Source organism: Leptospira tipperaryensis (genome assembly GCF_001729245.1).
Taxonomy (GTDB): Bacteria; Spirochaetota; Leptospiria; order Leptospirales; family Leptospiraceae; genus Leptospira; species Leptospira tipperaryensis.
On sequence record NZ_CP015217.1, the window covers coordinates 2,868,810 to 2,889,334 of the forward strand.

Sequence of the window (20,525 nt, forward strand, 5' to 3'; positions counted from 1 at the left end):
CCTTTTTTCTAATAGATCCGATTCTTTTGTATTTTGCATGATAGTCAGAAACATTCCGAGAGAACTTTCCCTCTCTTTGTTGTTGTCTTGGATAACATGAAAAAACGATTTTCAACTTGGAAAATGCAATTGAACTCTTCTTGGTTTTTTGGATTTTTTCTTTTCTTATCTTCGACCGTCTCCTCCATCGAAGCCTTTACTATAGAAGTTTTTGTTCCTCTTTGCAACGGGGCACAACTCGCGTGCGGCAAAGGAAAGGCGGGAGATCCCCGATCCTTGGATGGAAATTTATATTGGGGCGCCTCCTTCGGAGCGGAAACATTCTTAAAAAGGGCGAAGGGATTTCGAGTCGTGGAACGAAAGGACGGAACAACATCCTCTGCAATCTTAAGGGATCTGGTTTTAGAAAGGACTCCGAAAAAAGGAGAAGAGAAAGTCACTCTTCAAATCCATGCGTATGCGGGAGAAAGAATCGACGATGCGTTAGTCGACTTCTTAAACGCATCCGGAAGTTCCGATTCGGATCTACTGGTGTGGGTCGGCCATGATCGTCTTATGGATCGATTTCCACCCGAATTGGAAAAGCAAAAACGCAGATTCTCCAGACCCGTGGTCGTCCTTGCTTGTGAAAGTGAAAAGTATTTTGGGCCCGTCCTCAAGTCCTTGAAGGTAACTCAAGTGGCGATGACAAAAACTTTTATGGCTCCGGAAGCTTATCTTTTGGAAGCGTTAGCCGGCACAGTCGCAAAGTCAGGTCTCAAAGATAAAAAAGCGATTCGCTCCTCTCTCGTAGAAGCCTATGCAAAGTATCAAAGAATTTCCATCCGGGCCGCCGGGACCGTTTTTTCAAAGTTAGAATGAAGACTTTTTAAGAGGAAATGTAGTAGTAACGAACTCCGGCTTTTCGAAAATAATTTCGGATTCTACTTTCTTTGCCGAATACTTCCGTGTTTTCAAGTGGTTTTAGACCTTTTCGAAAGGTTCCTTCGTTGAGCTGAACTATTTCGCCTAACGCGTCGAAACGATAAAACTCCAGACCTCCTTCTCTTTTGAGAGCGAGAAGGCTCATGGTCAGAAAACTTTCGGTTCTGTATTCTTCTTCTGAAAGTCCGTAGACAAAGGGACTCGGGAAAATTCTGTGAACAAAACCTTTGTATTCCACCGTATTCTTTCTTCGATCCAGATCTTTGAGAATCGTGTAAGGAGAATGATCCGTAATGAAGTAAATCGTTCCACAACGAAAGGTGATATATTGTTTTCCCTTTTGATTTGTGGAAGAAGGAAGTACAACTCCCGAAGAAATCATATCTCCGGGAGAATAATGATTCCCTGCGATTTTTTCGAGACGGTTCTTGAGCGTCTCATCTAAGAATTCCACCGAATCGGTTCGTTTCATCTTTCCGAGTTGATGGAAGATTCGATCGAATTCATTTTTCTCGTAACCTTTGTTTTTTACAAAGGTATCCAATTGTTTTTTTAAGGATTTGAGTCGGATCTGAAAGTATGGAGAATCGTTTTTTCCGGCGAGACTGAACATCTCGTCCCAGAGAGTTTCCAATTCCCGGATCTCATCCTTTTGGTCGAAGGTCTTCTTTTCGACTTCTTCCAATATAGATTCGAATTTGTGTTTTAAGTCAAAAAAGAATCGAGAGTCTTTAACGGGATCCATAGGAGTATCTTTATTATCGGACGATTAACGGATTTTTCGAGACTTAGAAATTCTCAAAATCCTCGACTGAAATTCGAGCCTGTCTTAAAATACTTCGTAAGTTCCGATCGCGATTTCTTTATGAACCGGAACAATCGTAGTCAGGGTGCCAACTTCGGTAGTTTTAATGAATTTTATGTGACTTCCCTTTTGGGAGACCTCTCGAAATCCGGCAGCTTCTAATTTTTTTTTGACTTCTCGAAATGAGAGCGATCTAAGCGACACTCACTTCCGCCTGAAATTTTTTGATTTCCGGAAGAACCGTAGCGATCGGTGTTTCAAAATGTAATTCCATCGCTTCTTTCAAATTGACCAATGCTTCTTCCTCAGTTTCTCCTTGGCTTGCTATATCTACTTCGAGGCACTGAGCAACGAATAAACCCTCTTCTTGCCAAACGCTTGCTGTAAAAGATTGTTTCATATCACTAAAATAGAAACCGATTTGGCAAGATTGTCCAATCTTTTTCCCCTTCGACACGCGTCTTCCGATGTGACAACTCAAGCGAAAGCCTCCCTATCGAGAGGAGATCAGTTTGCGTGTTTCCGACTTTTGATCGAGAGAATAATTCCAACCGCGGTCATGGACATGATCAAGTGCGATCCACCGTAACTCATAAACGATAAAGGAATTCCGGTGACGGGCATAAGTCCGATCACGATTCCGATGTTGATCGCCATGTGATAGAAAAGAAGCGCGACGATTCCCGACGCGAGCAAGGATCCGAAACGGTCCTTACTTTCATAACTGATTTGAAGACCGCGTAACGGAATCGAAAATAAAAAGAATAATAAGAATACGGATCCTAAAAATCCGGTCTGTTCCGCCCAAGACGCAAAGATAAAGTCAGTGCTCGATTCCGGAACATGAGGAATTCTTCCTTCGGTCATTTCCGCGTTCATCAATCCTTTTCCAAAAAATCTTCCCGAACCGACCGCGGGTTTGGACGCGCGCAGTTGATAACCGGCGCCCTGTTTGAATTCTTCAGGATTTAAGAATGCGGTCAATCGTACGACCTGGTTTTCTCGGAAGGGAACTGTCTTCATCACGACAACGGCTGAAATCAAACTGATCCCCAAAATCCCAAGAGGAATATAATATTGTCTTAATGTTCTACTTCCTCTCGCGATTCGGATTCCCACCATCACGAGACTCGCGAGTAGAAAAATTCCCCCGAAGGTAAGGAGCAACTTCTGATTGGAAAATATCTTAAAGAAAAATCCGCCTTCCAGTTCCACGACCTGATCCACGACTTCCCGAAGCGCGTTTAACGTCTTCGGTGTGAGGTTCGCGGCTTTCAGATCCTTTCCGTCCAACGCGAGCCAGATCTTTCCTCCGAGCCGGTTGACCACCGATAAAAGATCGGTCTTTCCCGTTCTCTGTAAGAAGTCGGTGATATCGTTGATAAGAGTCAGCCTGGAATATTCCACGAACATAGGAATCATCAGAGTGATTCCTCCTAACGTCAAAAGAGATCCTATGTGAAGGATGTCCGCTCCTCCGAGAAAGAGCATCGTAAAAAGAATCGGCAAAAAGGAAACCGCGGTTCCAAAGTCAGGTTGCAGAAGAATGAAGATCATAGGAACGATCACGATCACGAAAGGAATCGAAAGAACTGCGATATTCTTCATATCCTTTTCTTTCAGAACCATAAACTGCCCGAGAAGAATCACCGTGGATAACTTCGCAAACTCGGAAGCCTGGATCCCGATCGGTCCAAGCTTCAACCAAGAACGCGCTCCCCTTCCGGATGGCAAGTGACCGATCCCGGGAATCAGAGTGATCATCAAAAGAAAAACCGTAAACACATAGATCACGAGAGCATAAGCACCTAACAACTGATAGTTGATCCGAGATACGAAATACATGATCACGAGACCGATGATAAAATAAGAAAGTTGTCTATACCATTTTCCCGGTCCGTCTTCGAAGTTGACTTCCTGGCTGTAAAGGGTCAACACGCTGCAAAGAACGACGATGACGACGGAGATTACTAAAAAGTAATCTATCTTTTCTATGGACTTATCTGGCTTCAAGAGGTCCCTCCTGTCCTGCCGTCGGCGAAGAAGGCGGAGCTACGTCCTGCGATTTTTTAAAAGTTCCCGGAGGAAACGCCGCGTGAAACATTTCTCTCGCGACGGGCGCCGCACCTGCGGCTCCACCGACTCCGTATTCAACGAAAACTACGATTAACACCTGTTCGCTGGCGGGCGCGTTTGCGGGCGCGTAACCCACAAACCAAGCGTGGTTGGATCCGGAAGCGCCTCGTCTTCTGGTCTGAGCCGTTCCCGTTTTTCCCGCGATATCGGGTAAGAATGGTTTGTTCAACACGTAAGCCGCCGTCCCGCTTTTTACGACGAGCTTCAATCCTTCTTTGATCGCTTCCGCAGAAGACTGATTGATCGGAATGTCCTTTAAGATTTGAGGGGTTGTTCTGTTGATGATGGAGTTATCCACCGGATCTCGAATCTCGCTCACTACATAGGGTTGATAGATCTGTCCTCGATTGAGAAGGCCCATGTAGAACATCGCCATTCCCATCGGCGTCGAGGAAATGAATCCTTGACCGATCGATAAATTGATCGTATCTCCGTCGAACCACTTCGTTCCGTATGTTCTTTTTTTCCACGCGGAAGAAGGAACAAAGCCCGTGATCTCTCCTGGAAGATCCACCTTGGACTTACTATCCAATCCAAAAAGTCGAGAGTAGTTTAGAATTGCGTCGGATCCCAGTTTGTATCCGAGATTGTAAAAATAAACCGAACAGGATTTTTGAAGAGCGTGTGCGAGGTCGTTGGTCCCGTGACCTCCCTTCTCCCAACACATAAAAACTTGATCCGGAACTCCGGCAAAGGTCGACTTTAAAACAAAACTTCCGTTGCAGGAGTAAGAAGTCTCCGGAGTATATCCGATCTTGTGTTGGCTTTCCAGAGCAGCAAGAGCGACTAACGTCTTATACGTGGACGCCGGGGGAAACTTGGATTGAATCGCAAGATTTAAAAATCCGCCGTTGTCCTTGACTCGTTTAAAATGACTGGTTCGATCCGCCTTATTCTTTCCCGAAAGAATGTTCGGATCGTAGCTCGGATTGGAAGCCATCGCGAGAATTTCTCCCGTCGCAACCTTGACCGCAATCGCGGTTCCCCTACTTCCTTTGAGAGCCTTGTGAGCGGCGATCTGGATATCTTTGTCGATGGTAAGGATTAAATTGTTTCCGGGAGAAGAATGTTCTACGACTCTTTCTTCTTCGATATTACCTTCGGAACTTCTTTTCTGGATTCTAAAACCGTCCAGACCTCTGAGTTCGGAATCGTATTCTAATTCCAATCCGTTCTTTCCGAGATACTGATACGATTTGATTTCTCCCGCGACTAAATCGTCCCGAGTCGGCTTTCCGATATAACCCGTCACGTGTGCGAGAGCGGGCCCCATCTTGTAGATTCTTCTCGGAGACGGAAGAAGAATGATGTATTTGGATATATTATCGAATACTGATATTCTTTCCTGTTGAGCGGTCGTGATCCCTTCCAAAAGAACGATCGGCTTTTTCGACTTTAGGTTTCTAGAAAATCTGGGTTCTATGAGTTCGTCTTCGTAATACGAAATCGGAATCGAAAGGGTTCTCGCAAATTCGTGGATAAACGCTTTTACCGTCGCCGGATCGTATTTAAAAAGAGAAGTATTTAAGATCGCGTCCAAGGAAGAATAATTCGAAACGAGCGCCATAGAAGTTTCCGGCGTGAGAAAGTTTCGGTCGAACATCTGTCCCCGAGCCGCCGGCATGATCTCGCTCTTTCTTACAAACTTCTCCGCTTTGAGTGCGTTGTCGGTTCCGTTGAAGATCTGAAGATTGAATAATTGAAAGATAAACGCGGCTAACGTAAAAACGACGAGCCCCGAAAAGATATACAATCGAAGACGGAAATTTCTCTCAAGACGGTATTCCGTCGCGGACTGAGCTCCGCCTAACAACTTACGCGTCCCCCATGTGATCCAGTTGATAGATCCAGGTCAAAGCGTAAAAAAATGCCGGAGCGATGAGCGCGTTGAAGATAGAAGTAAAAAATAAGGAATAACTCATATTCTCATGAAAGAAAATGGAGAATAGGTAATACGTCGCAACTCTTGTGATAAACGTGATGAGCAAAGAATAGATCGTGATGGAAAGATAATTCTCGTGATACGCGGAACGCGCAAACTTTCCAACCAAGTATCCGATCAGACAAAATGTCAAAGAATGAAGTCCTATCTTGTATGCCACCACGTTCCCCGAAGTGATTTCTCCTCCGAGTCCCGAGTCCGTCAAAAGTCCTCCGAAAAATCCGATCCAGAGTCCGTAGAGGGGGCCCCTTCTCAGAGCAAAGAACAATACGAGAAGAATCATAAAGTCGGGTTTGATCGCGGATCCGATCTCGAAAAGATTCGATCCGTTTAAAAAGTGTGCGATCAGAATTCCGACTGCGATAACGAGTTTTTCTAAGATCATTGCAAATCATCCTCGCTCGGAGGAAGGGACGGATTTTTAGGAACGTTCGTCTGCGGCTTATTCCCGTTAGGCGACAATGGGTTTTTGGAAGAATTCTCTTTGAGAACTTTTTCCTCTCCCGGATAATTGAGTTCCCCGAAGTAAGGATTTTCGATCGTGATATTTTGTCCTTCCGGCCAAGTTTCCAGCCATTTTTCGGGAAGTTTCAAAAGGATCGTCACACTTTCAAGCATTTCAAAACGAACAAAAGGTTTTAGATACGCGCTCTTAAAACTTCCGTTACGCGGTCCTTCTTCCGTGATCACTCCTACCGGAATTCCCGCGGGAAAAACACCGCCGCCGCCCGAGGTATAAACTGGTTTCCCGATCTTACTCAAGGATTCCGTATATTGAATCATCTCGTTCGGGCCCATCGGATATTCTCCAAAGACCCTCGGATCGATGATGATTCCGCTATCGATATAATTTAAAAGAGCTTCGGTTCCTCTTCCTGAGTTTCCGGAAAGATTGGCCCAGAGATTTGTATCGGGCATCGAAATTCCCATGTTGAAGTTGGAGTTGATCAGAGGTTGAACGACCGCGGATCCGCCGGTGACTGCGATTACCTTTCCGACTAACGCTTCTATGATCGCACCCTTTTGATCCACGGCCCTTGCGGTCACGGGCATATACGGTTTGATTCCCGCGTCGGATCCTTTGTCGATGATGATGGTTCTATAGATGGAGTTCAGACGAACCGATAAAACTTCGGCTTTGAGACTTGAGTATTTCTGACGACTCTGGAAACGAAGTTCTTTTCGAAGAGTATCGTTTTCACGATTTGCTTTTTCCAAATCCTGAGGAAGAAGTTTATAGTCTTCCATGACCGCAACGCAAGAATCCCTTTCCTTACGAACGGTTTCAAAAGATTCTAACTTATTGTATGCGCCTTTAAAAAATCCACCGAAGGAATCGATGGATCCGGAAACGATATCGCCCACTCTTTGGAAGCTTGCGATTCCTCGAACGATTACGTTACTTCTGAATGTTAGGGAAAGAATGGAGAATAAAACACAAAAGAGGAGTGAGACCGTCTCTTTGCTTCGGCTGAGTTGAAACCATAACATCGAATCTTCTTTTGCACTCCCGGCTTTTGTTCCGGAACAAAAAATCGTTCCGGATTTTTAGGCGCGTTCTTCTTGGAATTTCTTAGCGAATTCCCGGTTTGATGTATTTCAACTCGTCGAGATACTTTCCGGTTCCGAGAACCACACAGGTCAACGGGTTCTCCGCGCGGAAAACCGGAACTCCGGTTTCTTTGGAGAGATAGGTTTCCAGTCCTCGGAGGAGACAACCACCTCCGGTGAGAACGATTCCTCTTTCCACGATATCCGATGCGAGCTCGGGCGGAGTTCTTTCCAGAACTCGTTTGATTCCGTCTAAGATTTCGTCTGTCGGCTCTTTGAGGGCCTTTCTGATTTCGTTGGATTCCAATTCAAGAGTTCTTGGAAGTCCCGAAATCGCGTCCCGACCACGAACTTCCATCGTCTCCGCTTTCTTTTCAGGATATGCGTTTCCGATCGTAAGCTTGATATCTTCCGCGGTTCTTTCTCCGACGACCAGATTGTATTGGTTTCTAAGATATTTGATGATGGCTTCGTCAAACTCGTCTCCACCCGTGCGAATGGATTCTGCGATTACCATTCCCCCGAGAGAGATTACCGCGATTTCTGTGGTTCCACCGCCGATATCCACGATCATGTTTCCTGCAGGTTCGTTGATTGGGATGTTCGCTCCGATCGCCGCGGCCAACGCTTCTTCAATTAAGAATATTTCTCTCGCGCCCGCTTGTTCCGCAGATTCACGGACGGCGCGTCTTTCCACCTCGGTGATTCCGGACGGAACTCCGATCACGATTCTCGGTTTTACAAAAGTTGTGCGGTTATGCACTTTCGCGATAAAATAGCGGATCATCTTTTCCACGGTTTCAAAGTCGGCGATCACACCGTCTTTCATCGGACGGATGGCAACGATCTCACCCGGGGTTCTACCCAACATCCGTTTTGCTTCCTGCCCTACTGCGAGCACCTTTCCGGTCGCTGCGTGAACCGCAACAACCGATGGCTCGGAAAGAACAATCCCTTGTCCTTTCACGTGCACCAGTGTATTTGCCGTCCCCAGGTCAATTCCCATATCATTGGAAAACAGGGCATAGAGATTATCAAATATCATTTCGTGTACCTTTCAACCGCGGAGGTTATTTATCTTTATTATCTGTTAAAACCGGGAATTCCTGCAGAACTTTCCTATTTGAACGGTTTCAATAATTTCAACGGTTGGGTTCCCGGCAACTGCAAAACAAAAAAATGAGAAAACAAATTAAGCTGGATTCGATTTTAGCAGGAAAGCAATCTGTTCAACCATGGTTCAGGAAAAACCTCTCGCCGCTATCGATCTAGGCACCAATTCATTCCACATGATCATCGTTCGAGTTCGGGCTAACGGTACTTTTGAAGCCATAGCCCGAGAAAAAGAATCGGTGCGCTTGGGCAATCGTCTGCAAGAAGGAGGAGGTATAGACTCCGAATCCTTCAAACGAGGTATCGATTGTCTCAAACGTTTTAAGGTCCTCGCGGAAAACGCAGGAGCCGAGATCAGAGCGGTTGCCACGAGCGCACTCAGAGAAGCTTCCAATCAGGAAGAATTCTTAGAAGCGGCTTATCAACAAGCCGGCATATCGATCGACGTAGTGAGCGGTTATGAAGAAGCCCGTTTGATCTACTTCGGCATCCTCCAAGGCATCCCCGTTTTTGATCGTAAGATCATGATGATCGACATCGGCGGAGGTAGCACGGAATTGCTCGTCGGACACAGAGGAAACATACTCTTCTCCAAAAGTTTTAAGTTGGGCGCGATTCGTCTGACCGAAAAATTCTTTAAAGAAGAAACGTTGTCCAACTCGGACATCCGAAAGTGCAGACTTCATATCGAAGAAATGCTTCTTCCGTTTCGAAAGATTCTCAGAGACTTAAAACCGGACCTCGTAGTCGGTTCGTCCGGAACGATCCAAGCGATCGCGGGAATGATTCTCGCATCCCGTGGGGAAACCGAAGAGATCAGCTTGAACAACTTCGAATTCTCAACTCCTGAATTTAAAAAGATGAGAAACCTCATCTTAGAAGCGGACACTTCCAAAAAAAGGGCCAAGATCCCCGGTCTGGACGCGAAACGTTCGGACATCATCGTAGGCGGAACTCTGATCTTAGAAGAAATTTTTGATCTCGCGAACGTGCAGAGTCTTACGATTTCGGAATTTGCGCTCAGGGAAGGGATCGTCTATGACACGATCCGAAAATGGGAACACTTTGAAAACACAGAACACTCCAAACACTTGGATGATATCCGTCAGACTTCCGTTCACAACTTTATGCGCGCGTTTTCAAGGGACGAAGAATACTCAAGACACGTAGCCGATTTGAGCCTTCAGATTTTCGATCAGTTGAAAGGACTTCACAAATTAGGACAAGAACAGAGAGAACTTTTGGAAGCCGCTTCTCTGCTTCACGAAATCGGACAATCAATTTCGCATTCGGCGTATCACAAACACAGTTATTATATGATTCGAAATTCGGAAATGCTTTTGGGATTTACGTTTTTAGAAATTGAAATCATCGCACTCACGGCGCGTTACCACAGAAAAAATACTCCTCGAATCAAACACAGGGAATACAGCCGACTTTCGGAAAAAAATCAAACTCTCGTAAGACAACTTTCCGCCATCTTAAGGATCAGCTCCGCTCTGAATCGGAACCGAGGAGGGCTTGTTCCAAACGTGATCTGTAAGATCGAAAAAAATCAGATTCGATTCTTATTAAAAACGAGCAAAGGATACGATCCTTCTTTGGAAATTTGGGCCGCCGAAGAACAAAAATCCGCGTTTGAAGAAACTTACGGTTACACCGTACAATTCGTCGCGGCACCTTAAGTTTTCGAATTTGGAATTCTGGAAGAATCCTTTGTGAAAATAAAAACTTTCTTCAGAAAAATAAGAATCGAGGATTGTTAGAATGGCATAAAGATGATTTCAAATAAAATCGACGATCTTGAAATTCTAAAAACCGAATCCGGAATCGTTCTGATTCATAAGAAATTTCAAATCACTTCGATCTTTCTGATTGGAATGATAATTCTTTTTTTGTTCTTCTTGGAAGATGGATTGAAGATGAACTCTCTCTTCGATACGATTCTTTCTTTAACCATTTTTGGGATTCTCGGATTCGCCATTTACACGATTTTTCGTCATTCATTCAATTCTACGAAAGTAAAAATCGATTCCGAGTTTGTCGAAATTCTACAGAGTCCGTTTCCCACAAGACCGACGTTCAGAATTCCAAAACAAACCATAGCACAAGTAGAAATCAAAACGGATTACGAGTCGGAAAGTCCCGCCGAATTTTATTCCATTCTATTGAAGTTGACCGATTCTAAAAAAGTAATCGTCTTCGAAGATTTGAATTCCTGGGAAGAAACACAGAATCTTAAAAATCATATCGAAGAAACATTACGAAACATCGTATAAATTTTGAAATTAAAATCCGAGTCGTAAAAATCGAAAACTTTCGAGTTGCGAAAGATCGGATTCCTTGTGCTACGATCCAACTTTTTTTTAGAAATCGATACCAACTTCACCGCATTCGCGTCGGCGCGTTGGAATTTCGAAAAAATAATCCGTCTTAAACAAAAGTAGAGAATGAAGATCTATAAAAAGAGAATGAGCTACCGAAAAGAAACCTTGAATTCTAAGGAAGAATTCCGAAAACTTGTAGTTCGAAGATCTTTATAGGTCGTTGAAGAATATTCAAAATAATGAATTCAATCATTCCCGAAAAATTATCGATTCATAAAAAAAGAAATAAGACCGTCCTTTCTTACGATAAATACGATCATTCTTCCCTCGCCTTGTTACCGGTTCTTCTTTATGTAATGGGAACCATCTTTGTGGGAATGTTGGATTTCAAATCCATAGAAGAACTTTTGACCGCACTTCTCATTCTCGCGATCCCGGGATACGGTTTATACGTGATCGCGGATCATTCTTTCAACTCGACAAACATCGCGATGGATCCAAATCGTTTTGTGATCTATGACACTCCGATTCCGACTCGTTGCAGACAAGTCGTAAATAAAAACGAGATCAAAGCGGTTTCTACAAGAATCTATACGATCGTTTCCTCCGAGTTTCCCTCTTCGGATTATTACAGCGTCTCCTTGGTTCTTTCGGATTCGAAAGAAATTACGATCCTTGAAAAGATCGTAAACAAGGTTCACGCAAAGGCCATTCAAAAAATCTTAGAGGAAGAATTGAACACTTCGAGAGAATTTGTTCAAGAATCCGTTTAACAAAGATCGAAAAAAAATCTAAACCTTAGTTCCGTTTATTTTTCCGATCGACTCTTTTGTTCCTATTAACTTTCTTCCTGAAATTTGAGTTGAAATCGGACCTCAAGTCCGGTAAGAGTAAAATTACGGGTTTACATTTTTTAAAAGAAGAATCACGGGGAGAAATTTTTCTCAATCCTCTTTTGCAACACAATTCCAATAGAAAGAAAGGACAATCAAAGTGAACACAGCAGAGATCATGAAAGAGTTGGAATCGATGGGTTCCGAAGGAGTGAAAAAAATTTTTATCAATCACGGAGCGAAAGAACCGCTCTTCGGGGTAAAGGTGGGGGATCTTAAAAAGATTCAGAAAAAAATCAAAAAGAACAATTCGCTATCATTAGAACTTTATAAAACAGGAAACGCTGATGCGATGTATCTCGCCGGGTTGATCGCCGATGAAAAAGAAATTCAAAAAAAAGATCTTCAGTCTTGGGTCAAGACCGCGGCGTCTCCCATGATTAGCGAATGCACAGTAGCGTGGATCGCCGCCGAAAGCAAATACGGTTGGGAGCTCGCTAAAGAATGGATCGATTCCCCGAAGGAAAGTATCGCCTCCTCCGGTTGGAGCACATTCTCCAGTTTGCTTTCCATCACCACGGACGAACAAATCGATTCTCAAGAAATCCTCAAACTCTTAAAAAGAGTGGAATCTACGATCCACAAGTCTCAGAACCGCGTGAAGTATTGTATGAACGGCTTTGTAATCGCAGTCGGCGGATTTTATCCGAAGCTTACGGAAGAAGCTCTGAAAGTTTCCCAAAAAATCGGAACCGTAAACGTAATGACCGGTAAGACGGCGTGTAAGGTTCCGGACGCGGAAGAATACATTCTTAAAATGAAGAAGATGGGAAGACTAGGAAAGAAAAAGAAAGAGGCTCGTTGTTAAACGAAGTGCCGTTTTTTAAACAAGGCCTTCAACTTCTTAGTTCTGGGCCGACCTCCCCTTCGGATTAGAATGCGGAAGCTCGCAAATTTTTAGAAATTCCCTCCGCCAAGGGAGGAAGTAATTTTTTCATTCCGCAAGTATTGAAGTGAGTATAATCTCCGAAATCCTCTTTAGCAAAATAGGGGCCACCTAATTTCCAATAAGGAACTTCCTCTTCTATAAGAATCGATTCCCACTGCGACATCTGCGGTAAAGAATTCAAACGTGAATCAAAATCAGGACGAAAAGGAAGTGCAATCGCCAGAATAGCAACTCCTCGGGACTTCAAATAACGAAACAATACTTTCCAAGCCTCTAAGGAAGAAGATCTCGTTTTTTGCAAAGCGAGTTCGGCGTTCGGAGGCAAGGGTTGAAGTTGAGAATTGGGAACGCAGACTCCGTCGTAAGTTTCGTATCTTGCCCAATCCATGTATCCCTTGTTTTTTGAATATTCTAAATTTAGAAACTGATTTCGCTTCCGGTTCGCGGCCCATTTCCGAAACGGATTTCCGGAAATCAGACTCTCCATCTTCTTTTCCGAATAACTAAATTCATCCCCTTCTCCTATAATTTTGACCGAGGTCGACATGGACGCATTCAGACGAAGAAAAGGAAACACTCTTCCAAAAATATAAAAAAGACCGGAGGAAAGATTTTTTAGATAAAAGTTTCTCAGAGTCGAATTGAAAAAAAGCGCAAGATGAAAGGAATCATAGTTGAGCACAAGACTTCTATGAGCGCTCGCAACATCCATCTCCGATAAGGAAAAGACGGAACCGTTGACGACTACCAGAGCCGGTTTGATCCCGATTTTTTTTTCGTATTCCTTATATCGTAAGAGCATCCCCTCGGGTTGTTCCGAAGGCCTAGGAAGAAACCAGATCGGACGGGACAAGATAGATCCGAGTTCCTTTGGATGGACCCCGGAAAGAATCTGACTGTCTCCCAAAAAAACGATCGGCGCGTTCTTTTTAGAATGTTCCGCATCCGTATAAAGACTTTCATCCATATAAGAAAGACGTTCGTAGAGAAATGAATTTTTTTCCTGAAAGTCTACGAGAAACGGAAAAATAAGAATCTGAAAAAAAGAACTGAGTATAAAAAAGAGAGCAACGACTAACAGCGTCTTTACGGTCGATCTCGGTATTCTATCTTTCCATGAAATTTTCATTTTTATACCGGGCTTATTCTAAAATTGAAAATAAAAGAATTCTTTCTTTTCAAAAACTCCGAAAAGACAAAACAAAACAGCTACTCCGAAAGAAAGCGGAATCCATCGTGTCGGTCTGGTTACGATCTTTTCCAAAAAGGAGTCAGTACCTCCGGAAAAAACCATCCAAGGTTCGACGATCATAAGAGGAAGCAGAAGAAACAAAAGTTTCGCGGCAAAGACGGAGTTCCAATAAAATCCTCCGGACGCGTTTAAAACAAAATCCCAGAGTTCACTCGGAGAATGGACTTGGAATAAGAGCAGCCCGAGCGCAAACATCCAAAAAGTCAAAAGGACGCCGGATAGTTTTAAAACCCATTCTAAAATTTGAATATTCAAAGGAAGGAATCTAAGAACGTATTTCTGAAAAAGATTGTATCCGACCACTTGTAATCCGCAGTAACAACCCCAGACGAGATAACCGTAAGTGGCCCCGTGCCAGAGTCCCCCGAGAATCCAGACGATCATCAAATTTACGTTTTGTCTAAAAATGGAAACTCGATTTCCGCCCAGAGGAATGTAGAGATAATCCCGAAGCCAAGTCGATAGGGAAATATGCCAGCGCCTCCAAAACTCGGAAGGGCTGGAGGAAATAAACGGAAAATTAAAATTGAGCGTTAGACGAAATCCAAGCATCTTTGCGAGTCCCCGAGCGGCGTCCGTATAACCGCTAAAATCGGCGTAGACCTGAAACGCAAAACAAAACGCGATCCAAAAGATCATCCCCGGAGGAAGTTCCATCCCCGACTCCATCGCCTTTCCGGTAAAAAGCAGGAGATGATCGCCGATAAAAACTTTTTTAAAAATTCCCCAGAGGAATAAAATGATCCCGGATAAAAAACCGCTTTCGGTGACCTCACGATCGTTTTCGATCTGAGGAAGCAGAGAATCCGGTCTTTCGATCGGACCCGCGAGCAACAATGGAAAGAAAAGGTCGTAAACTCCGAAACGAATAAAATCAGCGCAAGGAAGAATTTTTCCGGATCGAATATCCGAAAGATAACTGATATTGTGAAACGTATAAAAAGAAATTCCTACTGGAAGTAGAATCTCAGGAAGAACAACTCCGCTCTTCGGATAAAAGACACCTAACGTGTCGTTCCAAATACTCAATAAAAATAGAATGTATTTAAAGAAGATTAGAATTCCAAGATTGAGAGAGATGAGGGAAACAAGGATTCTTTTTTGTTTATTCCCGCTTTCTTTTCCAAGATAAATCCCGCCCGCAAAGTTGAATGCGATGCAGAACAAAAGAAGAAGAACCATTTCCGGTTTCCAAAAACCGTAAAAGAAAAGACCTCCGAAAAATAAGAGACGGTTTTGTCCGAGTTTACCGAAACGAAAGTAACAAAGGAGAAAGACTACAAAGAAGACGAGAAAATTCAGAGAATTGAATAACATTCTCGAACATCAGGATTCTTCGAGCAATTCGAGAATTCTTTCCTTTTCCTTTGTATCCGCCGGATAACAGAGAGTGTGTTGGATAACGGACGTCTGGAAATCTTTGGTTCTTCGATCCGTATCGTTCAGTTTGTTTTTGATCTTTCGAATGAGAATCTGAGTTTCTTCCCGATCCTTTCCGTCGAGGATGATCGCATACTTTCCTTGACCGATTCTATACTGAAAATCGGATTCGGAAAGATTTTCCTGGATCGCCTTTCTGAGTTCTTCGCTGTAAGAGGAGAAAAACCCGGAACCTTTTAGTTTCACCATCCGGGATACATTCTGAACTTTGAATATAGTAAGACTAAACGAACTTCCCAGTCTTGCGGCCTTTAAGATCATATTCTCGATTTTTTCTTCCACGGGACTAAACGGATCCTTGAACACGGAATCTCTTTCTTGTATGAGAAGAAGACTGGAAAAAACGGGGGCCAAAACCTCCGAAATACCGACTGCGGTCTCACGATCGCTATCGGTCCAAGGAACGTCCGTCTCGTGTATGATCAACATTCCCACAAGCCAGTGAAGATTGATAAAAGGAATCACGATAAAATCGGACATGAGCCCTAATTCGTCGTTCGAAAGTTTTTGCATGAGTTCGGGATGTTTTCTAAAATTTTCGATTCTAAAAACACCGGGAATGTTTGAGACGATTCCCACGATGGAACTTTCCAGAGGAAGCGTAAAACTTCCCACGTGTTCGGGAGTCAGTAAATTAGATGCAAAAACTCTAAACTCATTTTTTGTATGCCCGTCCAAGATCATAAAGGTAGCTCTTCGGACTTTTAATTCTTCCTTAAACGAGGAGATCAATTTGTCATAGGCTTCGTCGATGGTGCGTATCGCGCCGAAATCCCGAGCGAGGGAAATGATCAGCTCGTTCGCGCGGATCACTTCCTTTAGATTTATATTTTCCTGATGAAGCTGTTCCGTGTCGTAGATTCTACGATAGACGGAACCCGCGATTTCACCGATGATCTTTAAGAACTCAAGATCCTCGATCGTATAGTCTTCTCCGCTGATCGTTTTACTGAGGACTATGATTCCGAAAAAATCATCCAAGTAACGAATCGCAACGAGAAGCTCGGCTTCGGATTGTTTTAAAATTTCCTGTTCCTTCGCGGGGAGCGCCGGTTTCAAAAGTTCTTTTGCATACAAGACCGAACCCGCGTTATGCACCGCGTGATAGATTTCATCTTCCGAAGAAATCGTCCACTCTTGATTAAAACCTTCTCCCTGATATTCTTCTAAGCGGAAGAATTCGTTGTCCCCGTTTTTGGAAGAAAAGATACCGATCGATTCGGTGCCGATCTGTCCCATTATGGAAAAAAGAAGATTTTCAAAGAAGTTCGCAAAATCAGTGGAAACTCCGATCTCTTTGCTGATTTCAAAAACCGAAATATAGTTCTCTAATTTTTTTCGAGATGCGATCTGTAAATCGATCGGAGACGTAGTAAAGTTAGAATCGTCGTCAAAAAGAAAATCGGCTTTTTCCGCGGAAGCCGCCTTTGAATCGGCTTTCGAAGGGGTACGATTCGCTTCCTTTTCGGCTTCTTTTACCCAATCTCCGAAAGGATCTTCCTCTAGGACCGCGGGAGACTCGCTCTTCTTTTCAGATTCTTCTTTTGCCTTCGGAACCGGAACTTCCGAATCTGTCGTAGGTTCCTCCGGAGATTCTTCTCCAAAGAGTTCATCTAAAGAAAAGTCGTCTTCGGGTTGATCCTCGGCCGGCACGGATAAGGAAGTAAAAGGATCTTCGTCTAACTCTTCTTTGACGGTTCCTTCGGGTTCGACGAGATCATCCGGAAGTTCGAGTAGATCGCCGCTATCAAAAGAATTCTCTTCTCCGGTTTCAAAAGTAGAATCCGGAAACTCAACTTGTAAGTCTTCCGCGTTAAAACTCGGAGCGTCTCCATCCAATTCGGGAAGAGAAAAGTCCTCGGATAAAGAAGAATCGGATTCGAAGTCAGGTAAGTGTTCTCCGACTTCCGGCATAGAATGATGATCGATAATGGGTTCGGAGGAAGCGTGAGTCTGCGGAGATTCGCTCCTCATACCCAAGGCTCTCTGGAAAAAACTTTTTTTACCTTTGAGGGCTTCCGATTTTTTGAGTAAGGATTTTTTTTCTTCCGTAGAAGTCGACAAAGAGGGCGTGCCTGGAGAATCGGATTTTACTAACTTGCTGACCCTCTCTAACAAACCCATGAATCATACACCAATTTGCTTCATTAGTTTTTTATAAAGTTCGAAATAATCAGATTGTGAGAATTCTCGAATGAGATCGTCCGGAAGATTTCCGAGGAGTTCGTCCAGATAAGTCATAATACGTTTCATTTCTTCTTTGGAAGGAGTGGTTTCTCCTGTCTCGCCCGCGGAAGGTTGAGACACGATTTGATCCGGAGTTTTCCGCACCTCTTCCATCGGAGAAAGTTCTTCTTCGTCCGCATACTCGTCTAAGACGATGATCATTCCGTCGTCTTCCACGGTCTCCGCAGTCGGAATGATAGTCTCGGCGGAAGAAGAATCCAGTTGTGCGAGCGGAACATCCTCGTCCAAAGAACCGAATGCATCGAGATCGGAGGATGCGGGAAGTTCGCCTAAGATATCGTTTAGGTCCTCACCCTCTTCTGCGGGAGCTTCGACATCGGAGAGTAAGTTGCCAAGTTCGTCTTCGGACAATGCAATCGGCCCCTCGTCTTCTTCTAAAGAAGTCGCGGTCGTGTCGTCGGTAAGAATGTGATCGAGTTCATCGGTGGAAAGAGCGATCGGTTCTTCGTCTTCCAACGGAACTTCGCCGGGTTCGGAAAGAGGAGCGTCCCAATCGATCTCGGAAGCCGCGCCCGGAAATTCTTCCTCCGCGCTCGTTTCTTCGTTATCGGTAAGAAGATGATCGAGTTCATCCGTGGAAAGAGCGATCGGTTCTTCGTCTTCCAACGGAACTTCGCCGGGTTCGGAAAGAGGAGCGTCCCAATCGATCTCGGAAGCCGCGCCCGGAAATTCTTCCTCCGCGCTCGTTTCCGCGTCGTCTGTTAGGAGATGATCCAGTTCATCCGTAGAAAGGGCAATCGGTTCGTCCGCGTCATCGGCGTCCAAGATGGATTCTTCTTTTGGCTCAAAGTCAAAAGAAGAATCTTCCGATTCCGGAGCTTCGGTAGATAAAAGATTTCCAAGCTCTTCATCGGAAAGTGCGATCGGACCATCCTCATCGGAATCCAAAATCGAAGTTTCGCTCGGTTCAAAGTTAAAAGAAGAATCTTCTGATTCCGGAGCTTCGGTAGATAAGAGATTTCCAAGCTCTTCATCGGAAAGAGCGATCGGACCGTCCTCGTCGGAATCCAAAATCGAAGTTTCGCTCGGTTCAAAGTTAAAAGAAGAATCTTCGGCTTCGCCTTCTTCGGTGGATAAAAGATTTCCAAGTTCGTCGTCCGAAAGTGCGATCGGACCATCCTCGTCTTCCAAGGAAGAAGAATTAGGAGATTCTAAAGCGTCGAGATCGTTCGTCGGCAATTCGAAGTCGTCGAGCGCAAATGCGTCGTCTTCAACCTTGGTGGTTTCCGAAACTTCGCCTAACTCATCCAACTCGTCTACGGGTAAAGAAATGAGATCGTCTTCTTCCGAAGCTGCCTCGTCGAATAAGGATTGGGTTGTTCGTTCTTCCCTATCGTTGGAAAGAAGATTTCCCAATTCTTCCTGTGAGAGTGCGATCGGCTCGCCGTCTTCGGCGTCGTCCGATTCCGTTACGGAATCGCTCGGCTCAAAAGCAAAGTCGGAATGGTCCGGAAGGGATTCTTCATCCAATCCGAATTCGTCCGGTTCGCCTAAGTCTTGTTCTACGGGAAGAGTAAAAGAATCGTCTCCGCCGAACATGGAACCGGAATCTTCCGGTAAAGTATTGTCGTGTAAAAGATCGGAAAATCCGTCCCCGCTTTCCAATGCTTCCGATCCCGAATCGTCGGAGAGAAGATTTCCGAGTTCTTCTTCGGAAAGAGCGATCGGTTCGTCGTCTTCCGATTCCAAAGCTGATTCTTCGACCGGAAGATCGAAATCCATGTCACCGAGAGAAGCCGACGAGCTTTCGTCTAACGTCGTTGCGTCGGATTGAATGTTATCGAGTTCGTCGAGAGAAAGAGAGATCGGCTCCTCGCCTTCCAAGTCGAGTGTAAAGTCCGGAACGGAGGATGTCGATTCTTCTGCTCCTATATTCAAATCGGGAAAAGAACCCAGAGGTTCGTTCGAATCCTCCCCCGAGTTGTCAGCGAGAAGATTTCCCAACTCGTCTTCGGAAAGCGCGATCGGTCCTTCGTCTTCCGTTTCTTCTTCGTCGTGATGTGTAATAAAATCGGGAAGTTCGTCTTCTTCGGAAGTCTCGCCCGTCGGTTCGTTGGGAGAGCTAAGAATGTCGTCCAGTTCGTTCCCGCTCAAAGAAATGGGGCCGTCTTCTTCAAGATCGTCTAACGTGTCGAGCGCCGGAGAACCCCAATCGGTCTTGTCGTCGGTGTCTAAAATTCCGTCGAGTTCAGAACTAGAAAGAGCAATCGATTCTTCTTCTCCCGCGTCGGGATGAGAAAAATCCGCAAGAGGGGCTTCCGTCGCTCCGATCGCTCCAAGCTCGTCTTCGGAAAGGGAAATCGGGCCTTCTTCTTCGTTTAAAAAATCGTCTTCGTCAAAAGAAAGATCTCCGTGATCAAGTTCTTCCTGCGGTTCGTCTTCCATGTGAAAGTCTTGTAAAGAGAAGTCGGGTTTGACTCCTTGCAGATCGTCTTCGTGAAGAGAGATCGGACCTTCGTCGTCTAAATCCGTTAAACCGAAATCATCCAAATCGTCCAATTCTTCTCCGAAGCTGATTGCGTCCGGTTCTTCCGTGAGATAACTATCGAGTTCGGAAAAATCCTGATCGGAAGTTTCATTCTCATCCGCCGGTACAAAAAAGGAATCGTCCGATTCCAATTGCGAAAGATTGGATTTGCTCGGTTTTGAGATTTCGCTGATGTCTAATAATTTATCTATTTCTGCGTCTATGAGTGGATCGGTTAATTCCAGATCCAGGGAATCGTCTCCAAGAGACTCGTTCGAAGAACTTTCTTCCGGATGAAAGGAGAAGTCGTTTTCAAAGCTGGTCGGATACTCTTCTCCGGAGCTCGCGATGAGGCTCGCTAAGGGATCGGCTTCAATCGACAGGTCGTCCAGTCCGCCGGAATGAGCAGAATCCGGTTCACCGGAAGCGAGCATAGAATCGATATCATCGAATTGTAATTCGTCCATACCGGAATTCTGGTCTCCTCCACCGGGAGCGTTATCGTCCTTTATCATGTCGTAGTCTTCCGCCATCTTCCT

Annotated in this window: 15 protein-coding genes and 3 pseudogenes; 5 read left to right on the forward strand and 13 right to left on the reverse strand. The window is 44.6% G+C overall.

The window, feature by feature from the left end; translation table 11 throughout:
- Positions 1 to 96: 96 nt before the first annotated feature.
- Entirely contained in the window at positions 97 to 861 is a 765-nt protein-coding gene (locus A0128_RS13455) for a hypothetical protein (RefSeq protein ID WP_069607991.1), read from the forward strand.
- Positions 862 to 868: 7 nt separating this feature from the next.
- Here A0128_RS13455 and A0128_RS13460 read toward each other — a convergent pair whose 3' ends face one another.
- From A0128_RS13460 to A0128_RS13495, 8 genes and pseudogenes are all read right to left on the reverse strand, one after another.
- Entirely contained in the window at positions 869 to 1,669 is an 801-nt protein-coding gene (locus tag A0128_RS13460) for a hypothetical protein (protein ID WP_069607992.1), read from the reverse strand.
- A 43-nt stretch (positions 1,670 to 1,712) separates the two neighbouring features.
- Positions 1,713 to 1,933: pseudogene (locus A0128_RS13465) on the reverse strand (type II toxin-antitoxin system HicA family toxin).
- Positions 1,923 to 2,129: a type II toxin-antitoxin system HicB family antitoxin gene (locus tag A0128_RS13470; protein ID WP_069609294.1), complete on the reverse strand. Its 207-nt coding sequence runs from the start codon at positions 2,127 to 2,129 to the stop codon at positions 1,923 to 1,925. The pseudogene A0128_RS13465 and the gene A0128_RS13470 overlap by 11 nt, the downstream one beginning before the upstream one ends.
- A 107-nt stretch (positions 2,130 to 2,236) precedes the next feature.
- The gene (gene rodA, locus A0128_RS13475; protein WP_069607993.1) at positions 2,237 to 3,742 is read right to left on the reverse strand and encodes a rod shape-determining protein RodA; all 1,506 of its coding nucleotides are present in this window, start codon (positions 3,740 to 3,742) and stop codon (positions 2,237 to 2,239) included.
- Complete coding sequence (gene mrdA / locus A0128_RS13480) at positions 3,729 to 5,678, reverse strand: penicillin-binding protein 2 (protein WP_069607994.1); 1,950 nt, start codon at positions 5,676 to 5,678, stop codon at positions 3,729 to 3,731. Before mrdA ends, rodA begins: the two co-directional genes overlap by 14 nt.
- A gap of 1 nt (position 5,679) precedes the next feature.
- Entirely contained in the window at positions 5,680 to 6,192 is a 513-nt protein-coding gene (mreD, locus tag A0128_RS13485; RefSeq protein ID WP_069607995.1) for a rod shape-determining protein MreD, read from the reverse strand.
- Positions 6,189 to 7,298, reverse strand: coding sequence for a rod shape-determining protein MreC (mreC, locus tag A0128_RS13490; protein ID WP_069607996.1), 1,110 nt, complete (start codon positions 7,296 to 7,298; stop codon positions 6,189 to 6,191). Before mreC ends, mreD begins: the two co-directional genes overlap by 4 nt.
- Positions 7,299 to 7,380: 82 nt before the next feature.
- Positions 7,381 to 8,403 (reverse strand): rod shape-determining protein, encoded by a 1,023-nt coding sequence (locus tag A0128_RS13495; RefSeq protein ID WP_010574148.1) that lies wholly within the window; start codon positions 8,401 to 8,403, stop codon positions 7,381 to 7,383.
- A 190-nt stretch (positions 8,404 to 8,593) separates the two neighbouring features.
- Here A0128_RS13495 and A0128_RS13500 point away from each other — a divergent pair, with 190 nt between their 5' ends.
- The 4 genes from A0128_RS13500 (at position 8,594) to A0128_RS13515 (ending at position 12,499) form a co-directional block, all read left to right on the forward strand.
- Positions 8,594 to 10,156 (forward strand): Ppx/GppA phosphatase family protein, encoded by a 1,563-nt coding sequence (locus tag A0128_RS13500; protein ID WP_069607997.1) that lies wholly within the window; start codon positions 8,594 to 8,596, stop codon positions 10,154 to 10,156.
- Between the two features lie 93 nt (positions 10,157 to 10,249).
- On the forward strand, positions 10,250 to 10,750 hold the full coding sequence (locus A0128_RS13505; RefSeq protein WP_069607998.1) for a hypothetical protein: 501 nt from the start codon (positions 10,250 to 10,252) through the stop codon (positions 10,748 to 10,750).
- Between the two features lie 287 nt (positions 10,751 to 11,037).
- A complete protein-coding gene (locus tag A0128_RS13510) occupies positions 11,038 to 11,571 on the forward strand; it encodes a hypothetical protein (RefSeq protein ID WP_083244125.1) in 534 nt (177 codons plus the stop codon).
- A 238-nt stretch (positions 11,572 to 11,809) separates the two neighbouring features.
- The gene (locus A0128_RS13515; RefSeq protein ID WP_173662794.1) at positions 11,810 to 12,499 is read left to right on the forward strand and encodes a DNA alkylation repair protein; all 690 of its coding nucleotides are present in this window, start codon (positions 11,810 to 11,812) and stop codon (positions 12,497 to 12,499) included.
- 64 nt (positions 12,500 to 12,563) lie between these two features.
- Here the strand turns inward: A0128_RS13515 and A0128_RS13520 are convergent, their stop codons facing one another.
- The 5 genes and pseudogenes from A0128_RS13520 to A0128_RS13535 form a co-directional block, all read right to left on the reverse strand.
- Positions 12,564 to 13,709 carry a hypothetical protein gene (locus tag A0128_RS13520; protein WP_069608000.1) on the reverse strand — a complete coding sequence of 382 codons (1,146 nt, stop codon included), beginning with the start codon at positions 13,707 to 13,709 and terminating at the stop codon, positions 12,564 to 12,566.
- An 18-nt stretch (positions 13,710 to 13,727) separates the two neighbouring features.
- On the reverse strand, positions 13,728 to 15,149 hold the full coding sequence (locus A0128_RS13525; protein ID WP_069608001.1) for an MBOAT family O-acyltransferase: 1,422 nt from the start codon (positions 15,147 to 15,149) through the stop codon (positions 13,728 to 13,730).
- A gap of 9 nt (positions 15,150 to 15,158) precedes the next feature.
- Positions 15,159 to 16,781, reverse strand: a pseudogene (locus A0128_RS13530) (GAF domain-containing protein); the annotation flags it as partial.
- A gap of 452 nt (positions 16,782 to 17,233) precedes the next feature.
- Positions 17,234 to 17,396, reverse strand: a pseudogene (locus A0128_RS22555) (GAF domain-containing protein); the annotation flags it as partial.
- A gap of 3 nt (positions 17,397 to 17,399) precedes the next feature.
- Positions 17,400 to 20,519, reverse strand: coding sequence for a midas domain-containing protein (locus A0128_RS13535; RefSeq protein ID WP_156781841.1), 3,120 nt, complete (start codon positions 20,517 to 20,519; stop codon positions 17,400 to 17,402).
- Positions 20,520 to 20,525: the final 6 nt, after the last annotated feature.